This is a genomic window from Spirosoma jeollabukense (assembly GCF_054777855.1).
The window spans coordinates 1,653,742-1,678,692 of record NZ_BAAHAD010000001.1; the positions used below are offsets into that span (position 1 = coordinate 1,653,742).

The 24,951-nt window shown below is 46.9% G+C and carries 17 protein-coding genes and 1 pseudogene; 11 read left to right on the forward strand and 7 right to left on the reverse strand.

Annotation, left to right across the window (positions count from 1 at the left end):
• Positions 1–17: 17 nt before the first annotated feature.
• On the forward strand, positions 18–3,488 hold the full coding sequence (locus ACYVEA_RS06720) for a ThuA domain-containing protein (protein ID WP_461112593.1): 3,471 nt from the start codon (positions 18–20) through the stop codon (positions 3,486–3,488).
• Between the two features lie 35 nt (positions 3,489–3,523).
• Here the strand turns inward: ACYVEA_RS06720 and ACYVEA_RS06725 are convergent, their stop codons facing one another.
• Positions 3,524–5,266, reverse strand: coding sequence for a serine hydrolase domain-containing protein (locus ACYVEA_RS06725; protein ID WP_461112594.1), 1,743 nt, complete (start codon positions 5,264–5,266; stop codon positions 3,524–3,526).
• Positions 5,267–5,781: 515 nt separating this feature from the next.
• On the opposite strand from ACYVEA_RS06725, the pseudogene ACYVEA_RS06730 reads away from it, so the two are divergent.
• A pseudogene (locus ACYVEA_RS06730) lies at positions 5,782–7,197 on the forward strand (ABC transporter permease); the annotation flags it as partial.
• A 109-nt stretch (positions 7,198–7,306) separates the two neighbouring features.
• Positions 7,307–8,050: a DUF3108 domain-containing protein gene (locus ACYVEA_RS06735; RefSeq protein ID WP_461112595.1), complete on the forward strand. Its 744-nt coding sequence runs from the start codon at positions 7,307–7,309 to the stop codon at positions 8,048–8,050.
• Positions 8,051–8,068: 18 nt separating this feature from the next.
• Here ACYVEA_RS06735 and ACYVEA_RS06740 read toward each other — a convergent pair whose 3' ends face one another.
• Complete coding sequence (locus ACYVEA_RS06740; RefSeq protein WP_461112596.1) at positions 8,069–9,610, reverse strand: YifB family Mg chelatase-like AAA ATPase; 1,542 nt, start codon at positions 9,608–9,610, stop codon at positions 8,069–8,071.
• A gap of 689 nt (positions 9,611–10,299) precedes the next feature.
• Here ACYVEA_RS06740 and ACYVEA_RS06745 point away from each other — a divergent pair.
• From ACYVEA_RS06745 to ACYVEA_RS06755, 3 genes are all read left to right on the forward strand, one after another.
• On the forward strand, positions 10,300–10,860 hold the full coding sequence (locus ACYVEA_RS06745) for a hypothetical protein (RefSeq protein ID WP_461112597.1): 561 nt from the start codon (positions 10,300–10,302) through the stop codon (positions 10,858–10,860).
• Positions 10,861–10,920: 60 nt separating this feature from the next.
• The gene (locus ACYVEA_RS06750) at positions 10,921–11,508 is read left to right on the forward strand and encodes a hypothetical protein (protein ID WP_461112598.1); all 588 of its coding nucleotides are present in this window, start codon (positions 10,921–10,923) and stop codon (positions 11,506–11,508) included.
• A 132-nt stretch (positions 11,509–11,640) separates the two neighbouring features.
• Complete coding sequence (locus tag ACYVEA_RS06755; protein ID WP_461112599.1) at positions 11,641–11,916, forward strand: hypothetical protein; 276 nt, start codon at positions 11,641–11,643, stop codon at positions 11,914–11,916.
• A gap of 152 nt (positions 11,917–12,068) precedes the next feature.
• Here the strand turns inward: ACYVEA_RS06755 and ACYVEA_RS06760 are convergent, their stop codons facing one another.
• Positions 12,069–12,317 carry a hypothetical protein gene (locus ACYVEA_RS06760; protein ID WP_461112600.1) on the reverse strand — a complete coding sequence of 83 codons (249 nt, stop codon included), beginning with the start codon at positions 12,315–12,317 and terminating at the stop codon, positions 12,069–12,071.
• A 1,215-nt stretch (positions 12,318–13,532) separates the two neighbouring features.
• Here ACYVEA_RS06760 and ACYVEA_RS06765 point away from each other — a divergent pair.
• Entirely contained in the window at positions 13,533–14,117 is a 585-nt protein-coding gene (locus ACYVEA_RS06765) for an outer membrane beta-barrel protein (protein WP_461112601.1), read from the forward strand.
• A gap of 674 nt (positions 14,118–14,791) precedes the next feature.
• On the opposite strand, the gene ACYVEA_RS06770 is transcribed toward ACYVEA_RS06765, so the two are convergent.
• From ACYVEA_RS06770 to ACYVEA_RS06785, 4 genes are all read right to left on the reverse strand, one after another.
• Positions 14,792–15,145 (reverse strand): hypothetical protein, encoded by a 354-nt coding sequence (locus tag ACYVEA_RS06770; protein ID WP_461112602.1) that lies wholly within the window; start codon positions 15,143–15,145, stop codon positions 14,792–14,794.
• A gap of 359 nt (positions 15,146–15,504) precedes the next feature.
• On the reverse strand, positions 15,505–16,764 hold the full coding sequence (locus tag ACYVEA_RS06775; protein ID WP_461112965.1) for a metal-dependent hydrolase: 1,260 nt from the start codon (positions 16,762–16,764) through the stop codon (positions 15,505–15,507).
• A 1,013-nt stretch (positions 16,765–17,777) separates the two neighbouring features.
• Positions 17,778–18,683: a 16S rRNA (cytosine(1402)-N(4))-methyltransferase RsmH gene (gene rsmH / locus ACYVEA_RS06780; protein ID WP_461112603.1), complete on the reverse strand. Its 906-nt coding sequence runs from the start codon at positions 18,681–18,683 to the stop codon at positions 17,778–17,780.
• Positions 18,684–18,727: 44 nt separating this feature from the next.
• A complete protein-coding gene (locus ACYVEA_RS06785; RefSeq protein WP_461112604.1) occupies positions 18,728–19,735 on the reverse strand; it encodes a hypothetical protein in 1,008 nt (335 codons plus the stop codon).
• A gap of 184 nt (positions 19,736–19,919) precedes the next feature.
• Here ACYVEA_RS06785 and ACYVEA_RS06790 point away from each other — a divergent pair, with 184 nt between their 5' ends.
• The 4 genes from ACYVEA_RS06790 to ACYVEA_RS06805 all read left to right on the forward strand — a co-directional run bounded on the left by ACYVEA_RS06790 (position 19,920) and on the right by ACYVEA_RS06805 (position 24,912).
• Complete coding sequence (locus ACYVEA_RS06790; protein ID WP_461112605.1) at positions 19,920–21,179, forward strand: TlpA family protein disulfide reductase; 1,260 nt, start codon at positions 19,920–19,922, stop codon at positions 21,177–21,179.
• A 159-nt stretch (positions 21,180–21,338) separates the two neighbouring features.
• Positions 21,339–21,809 carry a MarR family winged helix-turn-helix transcriptional regulator gene (locus ACYVEA_RS06795; RefSeq protein ID WP_461112606.1) on the forward strand — a complete coding sequence of 157 codons (471 nt, stop codon included), beginning with the start codon at positions 21,339–21,341 and terminating at the stop codon, positions 21,807–21,809.
• A 12-nt stretch (positions 21,810–21,821) separates the two neighbouring features.
• Complete coding sequence (locus ACYVEA_RS06800) at positions 21,822–22,421, forward strand: nucleotidyltransferase (protein ID WP_461112607.1); 600 nt, start codon at positions 21,822–21,824, stop codon at positions 22,419–22,421.
• 40 nt (positions 22,422–22,461) lie between these two features.
• Entirely contained in the window at positions 22,462–24,912 is a 2,451-nt protein-coding gene (locus ACYVEA_RS06805; protein WP_461112609.1) for a 3-hydroxyacyl-CoA dehydrogenase/enoyl-CoA hydratase family protein, read from the forward strand.
• Positions 24,913–24,951: the final 39 nt, after the last annotated feature.

Here is a 24,951-nt window from a genome sequence, read left to right on the forward strand (position 1 = left end):
TCAACTTTCGTTTTCTTATGTCACCAACATCTAGTACGTACTGGCTCCGCCTGTTTGGCATCGCAGGCATTGCGCTCAGCTTATTTGCCTGCCTTAGTACGCAAAAGGCAGTCGCTCAACCAACACCAACGTCGGCACGAGTGCTGGTTTTTTCGAAGACCAAGGGCTGGAAACATACGTCGATTCCGTTTGGGATTGCCGCCATTCAGAAACTCGGTCGGGAAAATAATTTCCGGGTCGATACCACCAAAAATGCGGCTTACTTCAACGACGACAGCCTGAAGCATTACCAGGCGGTAGTCTTTCTAAGTACGACCGGAAACGTACTGAATCAAGTTCAGCAAGCGGCTTTTGAACGATACATACAGGCAGGTGGCGGCTACATGGGCATTCACGCTGCCGCCGATACCGAGTACGACTGGCCCTGGTACAACAAGCTGATGGGGGGTTATTTTTCCAGCCACCCCAGTAACTCCAACGTCCGCAAAGCGACGGTTGAGGTCCTTGACAAAAAACACATTTCTACCGCGCACCTCCCCGACCGCTGGGAACGTACCGACGAATGGTATAATTATCGCTCGCTCTATTCAGACCTGAACGTACTGGCCAACCTGGACGAAAACACCTACGACGGCGGCACCAACGGCAGCAATCATCCCATTGCCTGGTATCATGAATTCGATGGCGGTCGGGCGTTCTATACCGGTGGTGGCCATGAAGACGCGAGTTTCAGCGAACCCTTGTTCGTGCAGCACGTATGGGGCGGTCTGAAATGGGCGATGGGAACCGGCAAGCCACTCGACTACAGCAAGTCATATGCGGTGGTGATGCCCGAAGAGAATCGGTTTGTTAAAACGGTTCTGGTCAATGACCTGAACGAACCAATGGAGGTAGCCGTGGCCGACGATGGCCGGGTGTTCTTCACGGAACGTAGTGGCAATTTGTCAGTTTATAACGCCAAAACGAATAAGCACCAACTGGTGCACAAGTTCACCGTCCCTACCAAGCAGGGGCACGGCGTGCAGGGAATAACGCTTGATCCCAAATTCTCGACCAACCATTTTCTGTACATTTATTATTCGCCTGACGTCGAAAAAGATCCCTTCTATAACCTCTCGCGCTTTGTTGTCAAGGACGATAACACGCTCGACGTGGCATCCGAGAAAATACTGCTGAAAGTGCCGAGTCTATTTGAACCAGGGTCGCACCATGGCGGCTCGCTCACGTTCGATAAAGAGGAAAATTTGTACCTCTCCACGGGCGACCACACGAATCCTTTCCCCTCCAATGGCTATGCGCCAATTGATGCCCGGCCTGATCATCTGGCGGCTGATGCGCGGGGAACGGCGGCCAATACCAACGATTTCCGGGGAAAAATTCTGCGTATTCATCCGCAACCTGACGGTACGTATACCATTCCGGACGGGAACCTGTTTCCCAAAGGCACGGCCCAGACGCTACCGGAAATCTACACGATGGGCTTACGGAATGCCTACCGCATTGCCGTGAACCCGAAAAGCTCCGTGTTGTATTGGGGTGAAATCGGGCCAGACGCCGGAAAAGATAGCAGCACGTTAGGGCCACGAGGCTACGATGAGTTCAATCAGGCAAAAAAAGCCGGTAATTTTGGCTGGCCGCTGTTTGTCGGGAATAGTCAGCCCTATGGTGATCTCGATTTTGCAACGAACGTAGTAGGGCCACATTTCGATCCCAAAGCGCCGGTGAACAACTCGCCCAAAAATACGGGTCTAAAAAATCTGCCGCCCACCAATCCGGCCATGATCTGGTATCCGTACGCAGCGTCCAAAGAATTCCCGGAACTGGGTCAGGGCGGACGTAGTGCGATGGCGGGGCAGTTTTATACGTACGACAAAAACTCATCGTCCAAAAACAAATTCCCGGAATATTACGACGGTTCCCTATTCATTTTCGACTGGATGCGTAACTGGGTGCTAGCGATCAAGGTCGATAAAGATGACAATTACCTTCGTACCGAGCCGTTTATGTCGGCAAGTGGCGATTTCCGACGCCCTATTGATCTGGCGTTCAGCAAGGACGGAATCATGTATATGCTCGAATATGGCTCCGTGTACGGGGCTGACAACGACGACGCCCGGCTCGTAAAAATCGAATACAATACCGGCAATCGGGCGCCCATTGTCAAGGCCATGGTCATTGATTCTGTCGCAGCGGCCCAGTTCAGCGCCCGCTCCTACCTGACATCTGACGGACGTAACGCGCCCGTGATCCATGAAGCGTTTGGGCAGGCGCCCCTGCGGGTGAAATTCGGTGGACGTGGTACAGACCTGGATGATGACGATAAATTAACGTATCAATGGCTGTTCGATGGCAAAACCGTAGGCGACACCAAACCCAACGCTACGTATACCTACACCAAGCCCGGCATCTACAATGCCATCCTGAAAGTGACTGATCAAACGGGACTGGTGGGGATGGATACCATCGTGGTAAAAGTGGGGAACGCCAAGCCGGAAGTCGCAATCACGACGCCTGGCAACAAGTCATTCTTCTGGGGAAACAAACCGTTTAGCTATGCCGTAAAAGTGACGGACAAAGAAGACACAAAGATTGACCCCAAACGCATTAAGGTTTTCTATGAATACAGCGCGCAGGCAGGCAGTCCATCAACGGCAACTCCACAGATTGGGCATCAGGATGTAGCCTCTATCGGCAATGGTTCGTTAGGCAAAACCCTGATTGCCAGCAGTGACTGTAAAGCCTGCCACACGATTGACAAACCATCGGTTGGGCCAACGTTTCTGGCTGTTGCCGAACGCTACAAAGGCCAGGCGGGTAGCGTAGAACGCCTGGCCAAAAAGATCATTGAAGGCGGTGGCGGCAACTGGAGCAAAGATCACCTCATGAGTGCCCACCCACAGATTCCGGTTCAGGACGCTCAGGAGATGGTGAAATATATCTATTCGCTCACCGACTCCCGTAATCAGAAAGCGATTCCGGTGCAGGGGAATCTGGCCTTAAACGAACACAAAGCCGACGATCCACGCGGCCAATATACGCTGCTGGCTTCCTACACCGACAAAGGAGGTAAAGTGGTTGGGCCACTCACCAGCACCGACGTCGTAACGCTACGTAATGCCCAGGTTAAAACACTAAACGCCGATGCGTACGTGGGCTTCCCACGGTTTGGCAATCGGCTGGGTGCCGGAAATCATAAATCGTATGTGCTGCTGAAAGGGATTGACCTGACAACCATCAAATCGCTGACGTATGACTATTCGTCATTAAATAAAGACGGCGAAATTGAAGTGCGGCTCGACTCCTACCAGGCACCCGTGGTTAGCCGAACGACCTACAAAGCAACGGGTGACTGGAAAACGGCGGGGCAGGTAACTACTACATTTGACAAGCCAATAACGGGCAAACATGATGTTTATGTGGTAGTTGTGAAGCGCGATAAACCGAACGACAGTATCATTCAATTGAATAGTATTCAGTTTAATCAATAATATAACAGCCCAGGGTTGAACCCTGGGCTGTTATATTATTGACTCACTACGTCATAATCCGTGACCAGTCCATCAGACGTCAGGTAGACGAGTATGTATTGTGGCGTGTTATTGGATACGAGTTTGTAGGTCAATACCTGATCTACCTTACCCTCATGCCGTTCGATGCCACGCCCTTTAACATCTTCAGCATTGATGAACGTACTGGATTTAACATCCGGTAAACCACCGGCACCCTGAGCGAAACCTTTACGTGCCCCCGGCGTAATACCCGGCGCATCTGCCACGGTTTTGCCGCCCTTGGCCATTGCCCTCAACGCAGCTTCGATCTGGTGGGTGCGGGTGGGGTCAGGGTCAGATTTCGGCTTCGTTGTTTGAAAGAGCGGCCCAATGCGCGGTATTTTCCGTTCCTCTTTGCCATCCTTCCACACTAACTCACTCACCTCTCCCTTCGCGTCGGGGTTAAAGGCCAGGTACACATCCCGATCCGCCGAGGCAAAGCGTGTCGCCGTTTCGGGTATAAATTCTTCGTCCTCGAAGCCATCGACCAGCGCAAACAGCCGATCCTTGCTCGCTTTGAAGGCAATCATTCGGTTGTTATAAAGTTCGTAGCGGCCTTCAAAAGCGGTGAGGTTTTTTGCATTGACCGTGGTGGCTGTACGCCTGGTGGGCGTCGTCACGGTATAGCCAGCCCATTTGTATTCCTTAGCAACAGCGTCCACAATCTGTCCCATCATCCGGGAGTTATCGTTGGCATTGATCATAATAGCCACACCCTGACCGGTCTCAATACCGGCTGTCAGTAGGGCGTCGAAACCTTCATCCCGACCATTATGTCCAAAACGCATCGCGTGTCCCTCGCCTTGCAGGAACACGCCCAACCCATCGTTATCCTTTTGATTCGTAAGCATTTGCCGGGTCATTTGCTGCGACAGCACCGAACCAGCTTTTCCAGCGAAGGCCTGCTGAATGCCGATGGCAAAACGAGCCAGATCGGAAGGTGTCGTCCAGAGCCCGGCGGCCGCCATTTCGGGGTAAATATGCCATCGCCCTTTCACCAGACGTCGGTCGCTATAATGTCCCGTAGCCGTAATGTTGGCTTTTTCAGCCGGAAGTGGTTGCTGGTAGGTACTCTCCGTCATGTTCATTGGTCCCAACACCGTTTCCTGCATAAACTGGGGGAAAGGTTTGCCCGTTACGTCCAGCATCAGTTGTTGCATGACTGTATAGCCACCACCCGAGTAGCGCCAGCGGGTACCCGGAACAAAATCGACCCGAACAGCCGACGTATTGGCTGGAGGAGACCCGTCGAGAATCTGCACCACCGATGGCATAGGACTGGCTACATCGTAACCAGGAAAGCCATGTACTGTCAACCCCGTTGTGTGGCTCAGTAGCCCGCGCAGGGTCACCTTCTTTTCTTTCGTGAATTCATTTTCCGGGACTTTCCAGGTCCGTAGTTTGGTATTCACGTCCTCATCCAGTGACAATTTACCTGTTTCGGCCAGATACAAAGCACCGACAGCCGCGACTGATTTGCTGATGGACCCAGCCTGGAACAGAGTCGCCGTGGTGACGGGTGCAGAGTTATTCTTGTCAATGAAACCGTAACTTTTGGCCTTCACTATTTTGCCGTCCTGAATGATGGCGATAGACAGGCCCGGCACGTGTCGTTTTTGCAGTTGTTTCTTAATAAAGTCATCGAGATCGTCGGCACGACCTTCAGAAATGAGGGTCAGCAAAGAAAGAACGATGATGGATCGGAGTAATGGACGCATAGGAAGGAGGGTGAAAGGAATTGTTGATCTAAAGATGCGTAAAACCAGCTTTCGTTGCTTGCGTGATGGCCCTAACCTATTCCGTCCATCCATTTTCACGCCGTCGATATTACGTTACGTATTGGTGCTATATCTTTCTTGATTGAAAGCGTTGCTAACCTCATTACAAAGTGCAGATTACGGGCTATAATCTGACCAATTCGGATACTATTGACCCGGCGAATTATAGAAAACAAGAAATTGATTCCCAGCACAATAAGGCGTAAAAACCGGTTTAAGTTAAACTTTCTTAATTACGTAGCGACAACACAACTTGTGGACGACACCAAGCATCCTGTTTCTATAAACCCTACTAAACAATGCTATGTAACTACATCAAAATAGCGTTCCGAAATCTCTGGCACAACAAACTATACAACAGTCTAAACGTTGGTGGTCTGGCAATTGGGCTGACGGCCTGCCTGGTCATGGTGCTATATGTTAACCACGAGTTTTCCTACGATACGTTCCATCCCAAATCTGAGCGGATTGTTCGGGTAACAACCTCCATGAAAACACCGGAGTCGCCCCTGTCGATAGCGTCCGGCCCGTTGCTGCTGGCGGATATCCTCAAGCGGGATTATCCGGAAGTCGAGACGGCCATCCGGCTACAGCCACTATCGACTATTGTTCGCACGAAAGACAAGCTGCTCAGTTAACTGGATGTGTACTATGCCGACAAGAATGTATTTTCGGTGTTTGACTATCAATTCCGGGCTGGAAATCCGGCCCTGGCACTAGCTGACCCCAACAGCACCGTTGTCACAGGAAGCTTCGCCACTATGTATTTTGGTCGGCACGATGTGTTGGGGCAATCCATTCAGATAAATAAACAGCCATACAAAATTACGGGCGTCATCGCCGACGTACCCAGCAATACCGATCTCCCTATCAGTGCGTTATTGTCGAAAAATTTTTTAGGTACTTCCTAGGCGGACGATGATTTTCCGTGTTATACCTACTTCGGGAACAGCCTCAAACAACGTAGTGAAATCGATACGGTAACCCTTGGATCGGGATTGCAGTTGAACGGATTGCTACCAATGGCGTCGACGAGTTTTCGGACGAATGGCAAAAAACGGGAAGTCATGAGCAACTACCTGTTTGTCGATGAGACGTTTCTGCCACTCCTCGCGATTCGCTTGAAAGAAGGGCGAAATCTATCTGCTCAATCAGCCGCCGACCTGAACGGTGGCCTTTTGATCAACGAAGCGTTTATGAAACTGGCGGGCTGGAAGACGGGCGTCGGGCAGGCGATTGGGGGTTTCGGGCACAAAGGCAAGGTAGTGGGTGTAGTCAAAAATTTCAATTACCGTTCTCTGCACAATCCGGTTGAGCCACAAGTTCTTGTCTACAATACGGCTCCCGTCAGCAATCTGATGCTACGTATCAAACCGGTGCATCTGCCGGTCGTAAAAGCGATCTGGCAGCGGCATTACCCAAACTATCCGTTTGAGTACACTTTTCTGGATGAATCGTTCGACGCTCAGTATCGTAAAGACCAATTGATGGTTGCCATCTTTAATGGTTTTGCCGGGTTGACCGTGCTGGTTTCCTGCCTGGGTTTGTTTGGCCTGGTTGCGTTCACGACCGAACGGCGCACGAAAGAAATCGGGATCAGAAAGGTACTGGGTGCAAGTATATTGGGCATCGTTACGTTACTTGCCCAAGATTTCTTAAAATTAGTGCTAATTGCTAGTGTCATCGCGTCGCCCATTGCGTGGTATGCAATGGATAAATGGCTACAGGATTTTGCCTACAAAATTGACATGGAGTGGTGGGTTTTCGCCCTGGCCGGATTCCTGGCTGCGGGCATTGCCCTCTTGACGGTCAGTTTCCAATCCGTTAAAGCTGCCCTGATGAATCCCGTGAAATCGCTAAGAACGGAATAAATAAAGCAGGAGAAGAGTAATGGGAAGAGAGGGATTAAGACAAGAACAGAAAATCCCTTTCGGCTCTCCCCTATTCATTTTTTTACGCCCACTAAAAAACTATCTCAAAATGAAACTACAAAATACTGGTCTACTTCTCTTAAGTGTGCTGGGTATTCACCATCAAGGCCTGGCTCAAGCCAAGCTAGTGCCGTCGACAACGCTGCTTGCTAACTACGTAGTAACGACCGAAAAACAGAATAGTAACTGGTATATGTGGCAGGATTCCGCCAAACGCGAGTTAGCGACTATCACGACTACCATTCAGCCGGGTTTTCAGGGCGACAAAGTGCTTATCGTTCAACAAATTGCCATGAAAGGAGCACCAGGAACCTGGGTCGATACGACGGTTGCGCTGCAAAAAACAATGGCACCCATTTATCATTCTTCGTTTAATGGGCAGCGCAACATGGTTCTGGCGTTCAATGGGCAGCGAATTGAGGGCTATTACAAGAATCAGAAAGATGGAATAGTTACCCTTGTAAACGATCAGATGAGTGAACCTTATTTTGATTCAAATATCTATCCGCACTTAATCCGATTTCTGCCGTTGAAGGCCGGCTATCAGGCAACTATACCTATTTACGACTTCAATCCACGCCAGCATGGGCTTCTGTTCGCTCGAGTCACAGATGTTAAAGAGACAATGTTGACGGATAAAAATGGCCAGAAAATACCGTGCTACGCTGTTCAGGTGACCGATGATCTTTCTCCCGATTCCCGAACCACGCATTATATAGCAAAAAAGGATCGGGCCATCGTAAAATTAGAGCTGGTAGCCGGTAGCCGACGCATGAGTATTGAAGCTCAGTGAAACGTAGTTTATAAATTTCTATCCCGCCCAGTTCTCCCGGTCTAGACTCCGGTATTGAATGGCTTCGGCGAGGTGCTCAATACGTATTTCGTCGGTAGCGGCTAAGTCGGCAATCGTGCGCGACACTTTTAGAATGCGGTCATAAGCGCGGGCCGAAAGGCCCAGTCGCTCCATCGCGGTTTTGAGTAAAGCACGTCCGGCATCGCTGATGATACAAATCTCTTTCACCAGTTGCGAGGGCATCATGGCATTGGAATAAATCCCCGGCTGATCGGCAAAACGGGCCGTCTGGCGCTCTCGTGCTCGTATAACCCGCTCCCGAATGGCTTCGCTGGTTTCTGATGGACGATTTGCCGTCATCTGGTCGAACGATACGGGCGTTACTTCTACGTGCAAATCAATTCGGTCGAGCAGTGGCCCACTGATTTTGGCCAGATACTTCTGAACGACGCCCGCTCCGCAAACGCACTCTTTTTCGGGGTGATTATAGTAACCACATGGACAAGGGTTCATGCTGGCAATGAGCTGAAAACTAGCGGGAAACTCGACGGCCCATTTTGCCCGCGAGATACTCACTTTCCGATCTTCCAGTGGCTGACGCATCACCTCCAGTGCCGAGCGTTTAAACTCGGGCAGTTCGTCCAGAAACAGAACGCCGTTATGCGCCAGTGAGATTTCACCCGGCTGGGGAAAACTTCCACCGCCGACAAGTGCCGCGTCAGAAATTGTGTGGTGCGGGCTTCGGTAAGGCCTCGTAGCGATCAGGTTAGCCTTTTTCCCAAGCTTCCCCGCCACCGAATGAATCTTTGTTGTCTCTAATGCTTCTTGTAAAGTCAATGGAGGAAGTATACTCGGCAAACGTTTGGCCAACATGGTTTTACCGGCGCCAGGCGGCCCAATCATGATCACATTATGGCCACCAGCGGCCGCAATTTCCATCGCCCGCTTAATGTTCTCCTGGCCCTGAACGTGCGAGAAGTCCGCATCATAGGCATTGATTTGCGTCATAAACAGATCGCGCGTATCGCTCACCAACGGCTCAATATCTTTTTTGCCCTCAAAAAACTCAACCGCGTCCTGCATAGTCGATACAGCAATCACATCCAGTTGATTGACGATGGCCGCTTCCTGCGCATTTTCGGTCGGTAGCACGAAGCCTTTATAGCCTTGTTTACGGGCTTCGATAGCAATGGGCAACACGCCTTTAATGGGACGTAACGTGCCATCCAGCGCCAGTTCACCCATGATCACGTAGTCTTCGAGGTTCCGGGTTGTCGTGATCTGTTCTGATGCCTGCAACACGCAGAGCGCAATCGGCAAATCATACGCGGAACCTTCTTTACGGATGTCGGCAGGTGCCAGATTAACCACAACTTTCTGGCGGGGCATTCGGTAGCCAAAGAATTTCAGCGACGCTTCGACACGCTGCTCGCTTTCCTTTACGGCGCTGTCGGGCAGACCAACCAGATGAAAATGCAACCCCTGGGCAACAACCACTTCAATGGTAATGAGACTGGCATTAACACCATAAACGGCACCGCCGAAGGTTTTAGCTAACATAAAGCGTTACAAGTAAACGATTAAGAGAGATGGGTATCAAAGCTACGGAACGAACGGGCAATAAAAAAGTCAGTACGTAATCAGCCTATTGTCTTTTTGCCAAAGCTGATTTACTGTGGTGAGCCCAAGTAAGAAAATAATGTAAATGCGATAATAAGCACGTATGCACGTATAAAGGTCATTCCAGGGATAAATCCTGCTCTCCACACCCTCTTTTTAAGCAAACAGTCTGTCTTCGAATGAGTAAGCAAACTTGATACCGACCGATCGGCTATTCTGATGATGCTACTTCGTCATTTGATTAAACGTAGTGCGCCATTAAGTAGGAACCGGATACAAACCATCTACTGAACGATTGTCGTACTGAGTATAGTCAAAGCAGCCCCCAGCCAGGCTTAACGGCAACAAATACTTTACGCGTCCATCAGCTCTATTGATACGTACCGGCTTGTCTGCTGTAACTCGCTCCACGTGGCGATGCCGGAGTTGGCTAATACAGAATTTTGTTGGGTAATTTGTCCCTATATTAGGGCCAGTTCTACTTGTCGAAGATAGTATAATTTGGAAACATTGTTGTCCAAACGGTGACAAAACGGTAGCTGGTTAACATAACGTTAGATTATACAACACTAAGGAATACTTCTGGTGGAGTTTAATTTGTTACGATCTATTGTTTTTGACCTGAAAATATGAAGTGGTATCAATTGGTACTTTGCTTAATCCCTAGTATTGCTCACAGCCAGATTGAGGATCTTAACTATATCTCTTGGAGCCCTACCCGAAAGTTAGCTGTTGCCGATTTCGTTATTAAAACAAAGCCTTTGGCATCAAACCCTTGCTTCGCTCAGTTCACCATTGGGTTTGGATCTGGACATGTCAATCTTTTCAATGGTAATGTTAGCTACAAAGTATTCAATTCGTTCCTCAAATCAGCTTCTTGGATTGATACTACATCCAATGTGGAAGTAAGTTTACGCTATCAGCAAACGCTTTTCGACTTGGCCGAGATTTATACAAGGCATCTTCGTCGTGACCTTCAATTGAATCGAAGGCAACTTAGAATGATGCCTGTTAAATTGCTACCTAATTTCTTAGACAAGCTCAATGCCGAGGTAATGGCAGAATTTGCCAAACGAAGAGTTGAATACGATGAGGAGACTAAATTTGGTAGCGTTGCCCTAGAACAAAAACGTTGGGAGTTAGACATTCAGCGCGAACTCTCAGAGTTACACGAATACATTTTGAAGTAAAAGTCAGTTAATCTTAACATTGACTTAACATAATTGCACTTATAAAACATCTTTACTAGTATGAAACGGGTCATAACAGGGTGCAGTATCCTCCTAAATATTGGGCTGTTAATTCCCTTTACCAATGCACAGACGGGTTATCCCCCTCCATGCACAGAGGTAAAACAAGTTAAACTAGATACAGACCAAACAAAGCGGCAAATCCTATCCGAATTCGTTAACAGATGCGTATCCAACAGCTCCTGGAAAAATGATAAAGGCATTGTTCTGCTGCGAGAATATCAAAATGAACAGGGCAAGACCTGTTGGTTACTCTTACCGAGTATCGATGACAGCTACAAGGATAACCCACCTAGTCGGTTCGCTTCTTTTAATGGCGACATTATCTTAGTCTTTGAGGCCGATTCTAATCGAAATGTCAAACCAGCAGTAGGCGACAAATCCCGTTTAAATCAATGCTTGGAGCAAATTATCGGGGATCGTGTTTACACTCGACCCACAATCAAAAGTCGTTGGACCGACAATGTTATGCCAATTACTAACCGCAAGATGGAAAGAGGAGCTTCGCGAATTTCAGGGGGTAATGGGGGCAGTTTAATTATTATCTTCAATGCAGATGGTAGCTACGAAAAGCTATTACCTATATAAGACGATTTCAAGCTATCCTATTTTACAAGGCTTACTTGAATTCTAGTTTTGTTCCCTTTACATAAAGTTAGTTATACAACAGGTCTAGAAATATTACAAATGGCTGGCTTTGCGCTCAATTATACAAATCTAATGTTATCCGTTCAAAGAGCTCTTCTAGGAGCAATTAAACCACATATGAGGGCAGTTTATGTAGGCCATGATGAGAAAAGCATTTTTTTGAAATTGTTTGTTGATCAAATAGTTACAGAAGATGATCTTGAAGATATTTCAGTCATAGGTAATGAAGTAATTGCAGACTTTCCTTGGGCTAACATTATTGAAGAATGTGTTTTTTCAGAAGATAGGCAAAATACTTTCACTGTAAAAAATTTTACAGCCGTTGCTTATGCAAGACACGAGCTTTAAAAAGCTGCAAATAGTAATAATGCAAATTTAAAGTACTAGCAGAATCACTTCTTTATAAAACTATTTCTAGACCTGTTGTATAACTGATTTTATGTTATGTGACTAAATTAGGTTTAGTTCAAGAGCGACAGGAAGATTAAACATTTGAAAAATTACAATTCGGCTATCTGTGTAATTTGAACTGGTGAATACAGAGGCTGTTCGTTTGGTTTCGTGCAGGCCCCCTTTACTTGGCCACTGAAGCGAACTTTGGCATTATTTATCTTAGTCGATTGACTGAGCGTTGTTGAATCACAGACCGACAGACGAAGCGCTTTGCTCGCATTGATAATCCGAAATAAGCGAACACCACCAAGTTGTTGAATCTCGATTTGTCCTTCTTCCTGGCTTAGTGTAGTCACTGTTTGGCCATCACAGCCGCATGAGGGAAGCTGATCAACTCTATCCTTACAACCGAATAGAGATAGCACCAATGCGAAAACGGTCATTTGACTAAAGAAGCTCATATCAGTGTAGGTAATCCAAGAACGAAGACCCTATCTGTGTTTAGAAGGTTGCATTAAAATTGTTGTATAAGTGGCAATATGTTAACCTAGACCTTGCTTGTCATTATTAACGACATCCAAATTGTTCCTATTCCTCCGATACCTACCCCAAAAAATAGTAATACAATACCTCTATAAGGCTCCAGCGGAATATGTAGTGCAATCCATGCCATTAAACAACCAATAAGTAGCATAGTGAGTGAAAGCAATATTTTTACTGATTTGGGCAATATCTTATATTTAAGATAAAACATGAAAATTTTTCCATAGACACGAACAAAGTATAGAGTGCTTGTTATCCCAATAGCCAATCCAAAAATATAAATTGAAATAGTATTGAATGTACTACGCTGTGGAATTGAAGATGGAAAAGTTAATAGGAATAATGCGAACAGCATCATAATTAGTGAAAACAGAGCAGATAGTATCTTTAGAAATAGCATATACCTGATATATTTCTTTAAGAGAGAACAAAGGCAGATTTAGTAGTCTAACTTGTTGTATAATTTGCTTTATGTAAAGTAGAGCCTCCTGAAAGCCTACCCAGAAAGGCAGAAAGCCTGCCGGAAGCCTCCTTGAAGCCACCTGAAATCCTATAGTGCCCTATCAGAAAGGGGATAAAAATAGTGCAAATCAGTAGAGAGCCTTTAATTGGCAAAATGACTTGTAAACTAGTTTACAAATCTCTGAGCGAAATCAGACCCCATTTTACAATAGCAAGATGTGTTTTTGTCCGACAAAAACCTTTCCGTAGCCTTCAGCTAACGGACTTAATGGCCTTCGAAGTCGGCCATTTTCAAGGCAAAGACAAAAAGCGAATCTTGTTTTTATCGGCTTCGGCCGTCCGACCCTTTCCAATTTTTCTTAATTTGCCCATTAGCCCGTTCCGGACTGGATTTTCTAGCATAGCCCCTACTCAAAGGGTCAGGGCTGGGCACGCACGATCTGGATTTCCCAAGATTCTTCGAGGGTAGATGGACAATTAAATTGTGTTAAATATTTTCTTAGACACTGGCTCATCCACAACTCTTTAGGAGATTTGAGTGTCTTTACTCGAAACTAAATCTACTTATGAAAACTATTCTCCTGTTTTTGATCTCAACAACTTCTCTACTCGCACAGGGTAAATTTTCAGTTGCTCCAAGCTATTGGTTCAACTATGGTAACTATTCGTACAAAATACGTTCTGTTTATGATGGATCAGTGGCCAACCCATCCGGTCATAGTACAGCTTCATCAGTTGGATTGACAGCTCATTATAACTTTAATCAGAAATGGGACTTGTCAGTAGGTGCACTCTACAACAAGACTATATCCCATCTAAAAACCTCTATAAATGAAGATACCAGACTAACGGCGGAATACATTCAGTTTCCTGTCTTGGTCAACTACAGGCTATCAGAACGCCGTCTATCACCTTATTTCTCGGCAGGGGCTATTTTTGAGAAGAACAAAACGACTAATAGCGATCCATTGAAAACCAATGCAGCTCTAGGAGTAGGGATAGACTATAAGATTAGCTCCAGATTTTCTTGGCTCATTCAGCCAACGGCAAGCTATCTACTTAACAAGCCCGATAATACGACGCTCTTCCAATTTGATAACTATACTTCATACCGGATCGGCATACAGACTCAACTACTGATTCATTTTTAGAGGTGTCTGCGACGCTGTATAAGTGATTAGGGGTTAACCCCCAGGATTTTCTTAGGCATAGATCACCCCAATTGTACTTTTTAAAGCGAAAACACGCACAAATCGTTATGCTGCTTATCATGTAGTGAATGGTGTGATTAGTTAAAAAGGGCTGCTGTTAGCGGTCTTTTTTGTGTACAGTTGGGGTGGTCCATGCCTAAGAAAATGCCGTAGCCGTAGGACATAAACTCATACGAATCGGGGTTTCCACTCATCGAAATCTCAATTTAGGCCAACGAAAAACTATTTGTTGATCAATTTTGAGTTGTCTAGTCAACCCTTACGATTGCTTAGAAACCCTTTTCAGAGGTGCTTTTCTGGTAGTTAGCAATCTCAATCCAGGGATATTCCATTAATATAATGTTTTACTTTCCTCTCCCCTTTCCAAACTGCAATTGGGCCTGTTTTCAGGGCTTGTATACGGTGGATGGTCTTGGAATATTCCCTTAACATAACGTACGTGGCTGTTGCAAAAGTCTGGAAGGGATTCAAAGAGCCAGTTTAGGCAGCCATTCTTTGGCTATTAAAAGGCTAAACGTTACCGATCCTCCAAGCTCTGATAAGTGGGGTTCTACTTTTGCAACAGCCACTTGCTATATGTTAATCAAAATCTCAAAAAAGAGAAATTCTGAATCTTATCGATGAACAACATAGTTAATATAGTACGAAAATACCTCGAAGCCGATCAGTATTGCTAAACGGAAATAGATCACTTTTAACGCCGGTTGAAAAACGGGGGCTGGCTGTGGGTCATTAGCAATGAACAGCCAAGTTAGCCGAAGCAGCCAGAAGATAGCTGCCAATACGCCACCAACGGCGGATAGAAACACAATCGGCATCCAATAAGGGTAACAGCCAGGCCAAAAGCGATCCGCAAAGACAGCTAGGGTTAACCCTAAGGGAACAACTGCGGCTGATAGCAGCACATAATTTAAGCGGAGTAGCTTCGCAGCAGTCAGGTTAGAAAGTTCTGTATCCGTTACAAACATTTAACGTCCGATTTATGAGGAGACTATGCTCCTAGTCTACCACTTTATGATTAGTCAGTTAGCAGTCAATATAGTTCGTTTCAGAGTACTGCTTTTTCTTTGTTTTGCGCGCTTAATTTTGGGGTTAATTCTTGGAATAGTTTCTTAACATAAGATTCGTGGCTGTTGCAAAAGTCAGTATTGCTGCTAACTGGCTAGTTTACAAAAGAGTTTTTAGCCGTTTTTCGAATGAATATGAACGGTCAAATCACACTTTTTTATCCAGCCTAGACTTTTGCAACAGCCACATTCCTTATACAACTTGCATGGGAATAAGTATAGCAGATCCTTCAACCTAGCTTATTAGTTTCCTTTAGTCCTTAGTTCTCGTTGCCCTTCGCCTGCCAGATGAGTAAAGCCGCGTTCAAGTGCGCGGTTTCCTTTAGCTTATGCGCCAGCATCGCTTTCTGAACCCGGTACAGTTCGACATTCACCGGTTCGGGTTTTTCAAACCCAGCAATCCTGGCGGTTATTTCCCTAACCTTCTCCCGGCGCTTCCCCTCCTCATAGTCCGTTTCGGCTACGCTGGCCGTGTGATGCGCTAGCGCCTGACAATGCTGTTCCAGCTCCTGTAATTTGGTGGTATAGCGTAGCTGCTCGCTTCGATAGTGTAATTCGAGCGTTTCCAGCTCGTACTGCGTTTGGGCGTTGTCGATGGCCAGTTGCTGAAATCGTGCTGCATTCGGATAGTCCACGGATAGATCGTTTCCCTTTTTCATAATTGGTCCTTCAAAATAATACAATTCCTGCTCACTCTGGGCGGTGACTTTCACCACTGGTTTACTCATGTATGTATTTAGGCTGTCGGCGCTCACCTGTAATAGATTGATGGTCTTGACTTCGTGACGGCTACGGTTGCGTTTCAGGAAGTTCATTAGCTTGTAGTTGTCGGTTTCAAATCGCTGGAATCGCTTTTCCTTTTCTCTCCAGAGAATCAATTCGGTGGGTTTCTGCTCAACTAATATGCCGACGGTTGTATCGTTGTCGGCAATGCTCAACAGCATTACAGCGTAATCGCCTGGCTTATGTTTGGTTTCGCGTTCGAGGTGGTCATACGTAGCAAATCCGCGATTGTAGCGTGTCCAGAAGCCCTGCGCCATCAGTGGATAACTGAATACGTTCAGACAGCAGAATACCAGAAAGACAATGGCTTCACTGCGGAAGTCATTGACGCTTAATCTGAGTTTGGGATTGGCTGGCAAGACAAAGGGCCTTCGGCTAAAGGGGTACATGAGGGGTATTCCCTGTTTGGTGCACATGTCAAAAATCAAATGACTGCCAAGCGCCAGGGCCACGGGTAAGGTGAAGGGAAGGTGAAACAGGTTATCGACTGCCTTGATGAGGAGGACGACAGCGAGGTAGAAAAAGATCGAATGGGTGACGGTGCGATGGCCGTACTTGGTTTGGAGCCATGTAGACAATGGCCGGGATGCCCACCCGATGATACTTTTTGTATGGTCAATGTCGGGCAGGATAGCGGCCCCCCAAACGATGGCCATGGTATCGAAGCGGTCAAAAATATTAACGTCCGCAAAGGAGCAGAACAGGCCCGTCATGGCGAACCCGCCTGCTACGTGGATTACGTTCTAAAAATAATCTCTTTGAAGTGAGAGAACATAGAAATAGCCTTAAAGTCAATCAATTGTAGAAAGTAGAATGGTACATCTTTAACACATATGATAGGTTCTGGCCAAGTTATATTAGTGGCAATGTGTTAACCCAACTTAGCTAGCTCATGAAATCAACTCGTTCAGATTTAGTTCTTCCACATAAAGATCCAATCGTTGTAACCTTGTGAATGAACATACGCAAGTGGGTCGGCCCGTTTCTATATGAAAGCACAATTCAGCATAGAAATCACTAATGCTATATAACTCACGAACTCGACATAGGTCCACTCGTCTAGACAACGGCGTCCCCCATAAGTGTAAGGCTCCTTGCCGAATAAAAAGCGGTTTTTGATCGAAGTTATCCCGGGAAATGTACATCTGCATTGAGCGGTTATAGACAAGAATGCTATAACTTCTAATTCACTAAAATGTCTATCCGTCTCTTCTCGAACAGGAATGTAGTTACATCTAGTTTCTGCTGTATAATTTAAAACACAGGTATAAGCCTATGTACAAAGCAAAAAGTAAGCCAGGTGACACAGTGCTGTCTGACTTTCATTTTTCCTGTTTATGGAGTTTCACTTTCAAATGATGTGGTCAATCAGGAGATACTCTATTGACATACTAAATGCTTATACCACTCGTATGAGAATAGTTATACTATGGTCCTTAAAACTAAATTATTAGCTTCGTTTATTCGTAGTTCTCATTTCCCTCATCCTGCCAGATCAACAGAGACATGTTCAAATAGGCCGTTTACTTTAGCTCCAGCATCACTTTCTAAACCAGTACGGTTCGACGTTGACGGGTTCGAGAAAATCTGATGAGTTAACCTTTTGGGCTAGCTCTCTGATTTTCTCATCGTGTTTCCCGATTAAGCTATTCCTACGATATGAATTCCCGATTCTATGACCAAATACGTCCAGACAAGAGCGAGTTGTGTTGCAACCCGAACCAGTAAGCCGGATTGCGTTTGAATAGGCTCAAATTTTCTCCGCAATCCTGAGTTTCGCACTTCGGGCGCGGGGATTACGGGCGATTTCGTCGGGCGTGGCCTCAATGGGTTTGCGCGTTATCGAATGCAACGGCTTGATTTCGTTGCCGAATAAATCTTTCTCAACTTCACCCTGAAACTTACCCTTGTTAATGAAGTTTTTCACCAATCGGTCTTCGAGCGAGTGATAAGACATAACGACCAGCCGACCACCCGGTTTTAGTATGTCGGGCACTTGTTCCAGAAATTCTTCCAACGCCTGCAATTCTTCGTTGACTTCGATACGTAGCGCCTGAAACACCTGCGCGAAATACTTGTTTTCTTTACCACGTGGAGCAAACCGCTGAAGCGCATTTTTCAGATCGTTCACTGTATTGAGCGGGCGGTTCGAGCGGGCCGACACGATGGCACCAGCCGCCGTACGAGCGTTGGTCACCTCACCATACATCCCCAAAATCCGGTGTAATTCATTTTCAGGGTAGCTGTTGAGTACCTGTTTAGCGGTTTTGTCAGCGTGCTGATTCATGCGCATATCGAGATCGGCATCAAATCGGGTCGAGAACCCCCGTTCGGGTGTATCAATCTGATGGGATGAAATCCCCAGATCGGCTAGAATTCCATCTACCTGATCCGCTTTATACAGACGCAGGTAGCGCTTTATGTTGCGGAAGTTCGATGCTACGAACGTCAGTCTTGGATCGCCAATGGCCTGCGCATTCACGCGGGCATCAGCATCCTGATCAAAGCCGAACAATTTCCCGCCCTCCAGCTGATTCAGGATTTCGCGGCTATGTCCGCCCCCACCGAACGTAATGTCAACGTAGGTGCCGCCGGGTTGCAAATTCAGCCCGTCGATGCAGGCTTGTAATAAAACTGGTTCGTGGTAATTGCTCATTCAGCATTAAGATTGGTTGAGCACTTGTGCTTCTTCCTACGTGTTTATCGGGAGGCTGGGCGGCCGATAGGTATTGTTGCACTGAGATTAATCAATGGCTGAATATATAAGCTGCCTTGTTCACGGAAGCCGCTAAAAAGACCCGAAAAAACTGGATATCGAAGCTCCGCTGAAATCATTTTTCGATAGCTTAACCCAACTCCTGTATCAAATGCGCCAAACAAAGTTGACAGACCTGTGTATATCTTTCCCTGAATAGCCCGTCGACCAAAATATTGACCACCATATATGCCTACGATTATAGCAGATCTAGCGCCTAAAACTGTTTCTTGACTTGCTTTACCAGCATTAATCATGATGAAAACGTTGTGAAGCCGCCGAGGGAGCAATATCTGCATATTTAATCCATAAACTAAATGTTGAGCGTATGCACTATTCCAATAAGAAGCATATGGCCCTATGCCAACCGTAGCTTTACCAAGTTCCTTTTGTTCTAAATATATTTTGGAATCAATTCGACAAAACGATAAGTAGTCTTTCAAAAGATTGATTAAACTAACCTCCGTATACTGAGTATTATCTGTATTCAGGGTAGGACATTCGTATAAGGCAGTACGTAGCTTTTTACGATAAACGTGGCTTTCAAATTTAAATACAGTTCCACTTTTAATAAGTTGAACCTGAATATCATCTAATAAAATCAGGGAATCATACTTGCTAATGAGAAATCGGAGATGGTTATCATTATCAAAAAAGCGGTAAAATTTCACCGGCTCACTATCAAGTAATAACTCGGCCAGACGATACGTTGAATCCGTATGATCGATGATATTACTTCCTGGCAACACAGGATCTGTAGAGTAATAAGGCACTTTCAAGTATAAGCTCTCATATAATGGGCCATCCTTAAGAGATAGCTTTCGTATATTTCGCAGGGGAAATGTATTCATCGATCCTGATGAATCTTCGCCAAATTCTATACTTTTAGGACTCTTATCCCAATCATAGTATTTAATAAATCCAGATATTGTTTTTTCAGTACGATCTGTCAATGTAGCTGACCTTATTTGGTATTGGGCTAACAGAGGAATTGGTAGTAATAACAGAAGGAGAGTAAAAAATGGCCGCATGAATAAGCGTGAAGGTGGTGGGGAACAATTTATTTGCTTTCGTCTTACAAACCTCAAGTTATTCGAGTCTATTCGCAAGCTATTTAAACATCAATAATTGTTTTTCATGAAAAAAGTAATTACTTATATCATTTTCCTTGCAGTTACAGCCTGCTCCGGTCAATCATCGCCAACGGTCAAAACCGGTACGTATCGGGCAGTTCTGAAAACACGCGGGGGCGAGTTGCCCTTTGGTCTCGATATTCAGCCCGCACCCGGCGACGCCAAAACGTATACCGTCTTCGCACTCAATGGCAAGGAACGGCTACCCATGGACCCCGCTACCGTGCAGGGCGACTCGCTCCGTATACCGATGGCGCTGTTTGATTCAGAATTAATGGCAAAGATAGACAGTAATACGTTGCGGGGCGTCTGGCGTCGCCGTCGCGCAGCACAACAATACCAGACGTTGCCTTTCGAAGCGCAATATGGCGTGAATTATCGGTTTGTGCCCGACGAAAAAACAGGCTCGGCAGCAACTAACCTGACCGGTACGTGGGCAACTAATTTCGGCAGTAAAACAGGCAAGGTCGATACGGTGAATGCCGTAGGCGTATTCGACCAGAAAGGGAGTCATTTAACCGGTACATTCCTGACACCCACCGGCGACTACCGATATCTGGATGGCAATGTTGTGGGTGATAGTTTGTTCCTTTCCTGCTTCGATGGGTCGCATGTTTATTTATTCAAAGCGAAACACGACCCAGCAACGAAAACCCTCACCGGTGGCCAATGGGCGGGTGTTTCGGGCTACGAATCCTGGGTAGCCAGGTTCGATCCCAGTGCCAAACTTCCTGATGCGGCTACGTTAACCTACCTGAAGCCAGGCGCCAAAACGCTCAACGCTTCCTTTCCTGAACCAAATGGCAAAATCGTCTCGTTAGCCGATCCGCGTTTTAAAAACAAAGTGACGATCGTGCAGATTCTTGGCTCATGGTGCCCTAACTGTATGGACGAAACCAATTTTCTGAGCCCCTGGTATAAGCGCAATAAGCAGCGGGGCGTTGAAATTTTGGGGCTGGCCTTTGAACGATCGGCCGAAATGACTGAGTCCGGACCGAAGATTGAGCGCATGAAGCAACGGTTCAACATAGATTATCCTGTCGTGCTGGCAGGCACGAACGATAAAGCCCAGGCTTCTAAAGCATTACCTGACCTGAATGCCATTGTCGCTTTTCCAACGACGATTGTTCTTGATAAAAAAGGACAGGTACGCCACATTCACACGGGTTTCTCCGGCCCCGGCACGGGCAAATACTATGATCAATACGTAGATGAGTTTAATCGGCTGATCGATAAACTCGTTTCCGAACCGGGATTTAACTGATTTTAGGATTAACCTGATTTTGCTAATTATAGAAACGACATACAAAATCAGGTTAATCCTAAAATCAGTTAAATCCCGGTTCAAACGTTATGCATGCATACTGTTTTTCAAAAAAAATGGTAGATTTACGTCTTGAAGTTGGACAGGACGACACCTACCATGAAAAAAGAAAAAACCGTTGATTTTCATATAAAATGGGGTTGGCATGCCATTTCACGGATGTACAATGCCTATGCAGGCCGCTTCGACATTACGATGGCGATTGGCTACGTGTTACTGAATATTGACCTGGAGGAAGGCACCCCTGCCACCAAGATTGGTCCGCTTCTGGGCATGGAACCACGTTCGCTGGTCAGAATGCTGAAGAGCCTCGAAGAGCGGGAGTTGATCCGGCGCGAAGTCGATGGTAACGACAAACGGTTCGTCAGAATCTACCTGACAGAAGAAGGCAAAGCGAAACGCGAGATGGCCCGTGAAGGCGTCATTCAGTTTAATAACATGATCCGGGAGAAAATTCCGCTCGACAAACTGGTCGTTTTCTTCGACGTGATTAAAGAAATCAATCGGATGGTCGAGGACGAAAATGCCCGGATCAAAGCCGGTGAACCCGAAGAATTACCTCTTGACTAAGTACATAGAGCTATGCGTACTATCCTCAACAACAGTGCGGAAACCCGAATCAAGGCGTTTACACGGTTAATGAGGACGGCTTCGAAACTTTATCACGCCAATCCCAAAAACCCTCCCAAAAACATGAACATTGCCGATGACGACGTACTGCAATTATTGCAAAGTCTGAACCGATACAACGTTCAGTTTTTGTTAGTGGGTGGTATGGCAGGCGTTGTCCATGGGCATATCCGCACAACGCAGGATATGGATTTGTGGCTAAAATCAGATGCTGAAAACAAAGCGAATCTAATCTACGCACTGGAAGAAAACGATGTTGCCGGGGCTATTCATCTGAAAGACGTTCCGCTAATTTTTGAATGGACGTCTGTTGCAGTCGGCAAATATGGATTCACGCTGGATATGGGCTATCATCTGAAAGCCTTCCGGGATATAGATTTTGACGCCTGTTACGAACGGGCCATTGACGTAATGTTTGATGGCGTATCGTTTAAAGTAATCCGCCTGAATGACCTGATTACGGAAAAACTGGCCACTGGTCGCTCAAAAGACATTGGTGACGCCGAAGAATTAATTAAAATAAAAGATAGAAACGACGGTTCAGATACGTAGTGCGTCTCTGTATAAGCCTCGTTCCCAGTAGTATAAAACTATGGAAGCAACCCTGGAAAAACCGAAGTCCCAGACAAAGAATCGTACCATCCGGCGCGTAGCCGTGCTGGGCTCAGGTATTATGGGATCGCGTATTGCGGCCCACTTCGCTAATATTGGTGCCGACGTCTTGCTATTGGACATTGTTCCGAAAGAGCCTAACCCAGTTGAACAGGCGAAAGGACTGACCACAGAAAGTCCGGCAGTACGTAACCGGATTGTCAATGATGCCTTCCAGACTATGCTGAAAGCTAGTCCGGCATCGTTCTACAGTCCCAAACTTGCGGAGCGGGTCAAGCTGGGCAATTTCGATGATAACCTGAAAGAGATTGCTACGTACGATTGGGTGATCGAAGTTGTGGTGGAACGGCTGGATATCAAACGTTCTGTTTATGAGCGCGTTGAGCAGTTCCGTAAACCCGGCACGCTCATTACGTCGAACACGTCGGGGATTCCAATGCACTTGCTGACGGAAGGACGTAGCGAAGATTTCCGTCGGAACTTTTGTGGAACGCACTTCTTCAACCCACCGCGCTACCTGCGTTTGCTCGAAATCATTCCCGGCCCCGACACTGATCCAGCCGTAATAGATTTCCTGATGAACTACGGCGATTTGTACCTCGGCAAAACGACCGTATTGTGTAAAGACACGCCCGGCTTCATCGCCAACCGGCTGGGTATTCAATCGCTGATTCACACAATTCGCGTGGCCGAAGAACTTGGCCTGACAGTTGAAGAAGTAGACAAACTCACGGGTCCAGTGGTAGGTCGGCCCAAATCCGGTACGTTCCGGTTGTCGGACGTAGTGGGTCTGGATACAACCGTCAACGTAGCCAGTAACCTCGTCAACATGGAGCACGACGAGTCGCGGGCGAGTTTTGAGTTGCCTGCTTCGGTGCAGAAACTGATGGAAAATAAGTGGCTCGGCGACAAAACCGGCCAGGGCTACTATAAGAAAACAAAGGACGATAAAGGGCAGACGCAGATTCTGGCACTTGATCTGAAAACGTTTGAGTACAAGCCGTCTGAGAAGGTCAAATTTGCTACGTTAGACAGTACAAAAGCAATTGACAGTCTCAAAAAACGCTTCCCGTTACTAATTGCCGGAAAAGATAAAGCGGGCGAATTTTACCGTAAAACCTTTGCCGATGGTTTTCAGTATGCTACCCACCGCATCCCCGAAATTTCAGACGAATTATACCGGATTGATGCGGCCATTACGGCAGGTTTCGGCTGGCAAATGGGCCTGTTTGAGACCTGGGACGCGATTGGTGTCAGGCAAGGCGTCGAGCTAATTGAAGCGCAGGGGAAGAAACCCGCGCAATGGGTGTATGACATGCTTGATGCTGGCTTTGATCGGAATGCCGAACCAAGTTTCTACAAAGTCGAAGGGGGCAAGCGGAAATATTATGACATTCCAACCAAAAGTTATAAGGCCATTCCGGGCGTTGAGTCGTTCACGATTCTGGAGAACCTGAGTAACAACATAGTTTGGAAAAACGCCGATGCCAATATCTATGACATCGGCGACGGCATTCTGAACGTCGAGTTCCGGAGCAAGATGAACACCTTCGGGCAGGGCGTTTCGGAGGCCCTACTGAAAGGCATTACGTTAGCCGAAAAGGATTTCCGGGGTTTGGTCGTCGGTAATGATTCAGCCGAAGCGTTTTCGGCGGGGGCCAACTTAGCTACGTTGTTCATGTTTGCCGTTGAGCAGGAGTTCGATGAGGTCAACCTGATGATCGCTCAATTCCAGAAACTTATTACGCGGCTACGCTATTCGTCAATCCCGGTGATTGTAGCGCCCCACACGCTTACGCTCGGGGGTGGCTGCGAGGCAACCATGCATTCCGACCGCGCCGTGGCTCATGCCGAAAGTTATATTGGTTTGGTCGAAGTAGGTGTCGGACTAATTCCGGCCGGGGGTGGTACAAAAGAAATGGCGGCTCGTGCGTCGGACCTTTACCAAACTGGCGACCCCGAATTGAACATTCTGCAAAACATGTTCATGAATATTGCGACGGCGAAGGTTTCGACCTCAGCGCAGGAAGCCCGCGACATGAATTACCTCCGGTCGACGGACCAGATCGTTCTGAACCGCAGCCGCCTGCTAGCCGAAGCAAAGCAAGCCGCCATTGAACTGGCCGAAGACGGTTACACGCAGCCTAAACCACGCACAGATATTAAGGTGCAGGGTAAAACGGGCATCGCGCTCTTCAAGGCTGGCATCGCGGCTATGCGCATGGGTCGCTACATATCTGACCACGACATGAAAATTGCCGACAAACTGGCCTATGTCATCTGCGGGGGTGACTTGAGCAGTCCACAGAACGTATCGGAACAATACCTACTCGATCTGGAACGTGAGGCATTTCTTTCACTCACGGGCGAAAAGAAAACCCTTGAACGGATTCAAAGCCTGTTGACAGGCGGCAAACCGTTGCGGAATTAACCTGTAACCGTTTTGTCTATAGCGTCCCGTAGAACAGAG

Coding starts and splice junctions, on each gene's coding strand:
- ACYVEA_RS06720 (WP_461112593.1), top strand. CDS start 18: ATGTCACCAACATCTAGTACGTACTGGCTCCGCCTGTTTGGCATCGCA.
- ACYVEA_RS06725 (WP_461112594.1), bottom strand. CDS start 5,266: ATGCGTCCATTACTCCGATCCATCATCGTTCTTTCTTTGCTGACCCTC.
- ACYVEA_RS06735 (WP_461112595.1), top strand. CDS start 7,307: ATGAAACTACAAAATACTGGTCTACTTCTCTTAAGTGTGCTGGGTATT.
- ACYVEA_RS06740 (WP_461112596.1), bottom strand. CDS start 9,610: ATGTTAGCTAAAACCTTCGGCGGTGCCGTTTATGGTGTTAATGCCAGT.
- ACYVEA_RS06745 (WP_461112597.1), top strand. CDS start 10,300: ATGAAGTGGTATCAATTGGTACTTTGCTTAATCCCTAGTATTGCTCAC.
- ACYVEA_RS06750 (WP_461112598.1), top strand. CDS start 10,921: ATGAAACGGGTCATAACAGGGTGCAGTATCCTCCTAAATATTGGGCTG.
- ACYVEA_RS06755 (WP_461112599.1), top strand. CDS start 11,641: ATGTTATCCGTTCAAAGAGCTCTTCTAGGAGCAATTAAACCACATATG.
- ACYVEA_RS06765 (WP_461112601.1), top strand. CDS start 13,533: ATGAAAACTATTCTCCTGTTTTTGATCTCAACAACTTCTCTACTCGCA.
- ACYVEA_RS06770 (WP_461112602.1), bottom strand. CDS start 15,145: ATGTTTGTAACGGATACAGAACTTTCTAACCTGACTGCTGCGAAGCTA.
- rsmH (WP_461112603.1), bottom strand. CDS start 18,683: ATGAGCAATTACCACGAACCAGTTTTATTACAAGCCTGCATCGACGGG.
- ACYVEA_RS06790 (WP_461112605.1), top strand. CDS start 19,920: ATGAAAAAAGTAATTACTTATATCATTTTCCTTGCAGTTACAGCCTGC.
- ACYVEA_RS06795 (WP_461112606.1), top strand. CDS start 21,339: ATGAAAAAAGAAAAAACCGTTGATTTTCATATAAAATGGGGTTGGCAT.
- ACYVEA_RS06800 (WP_461112607.1), top strand. CDS start 21,822: ATGCGTACTATCCTCAACAACAGTGCGGAAACCCGAATCAAGGCGTTT.
- ACYVEA_RS06805 (WP_461112609.1), top strand. CDS start 22,462: ATGGAAGCAACCCTGGAAAAACCGAAGTCCCAGACAAAGAATCGTACC.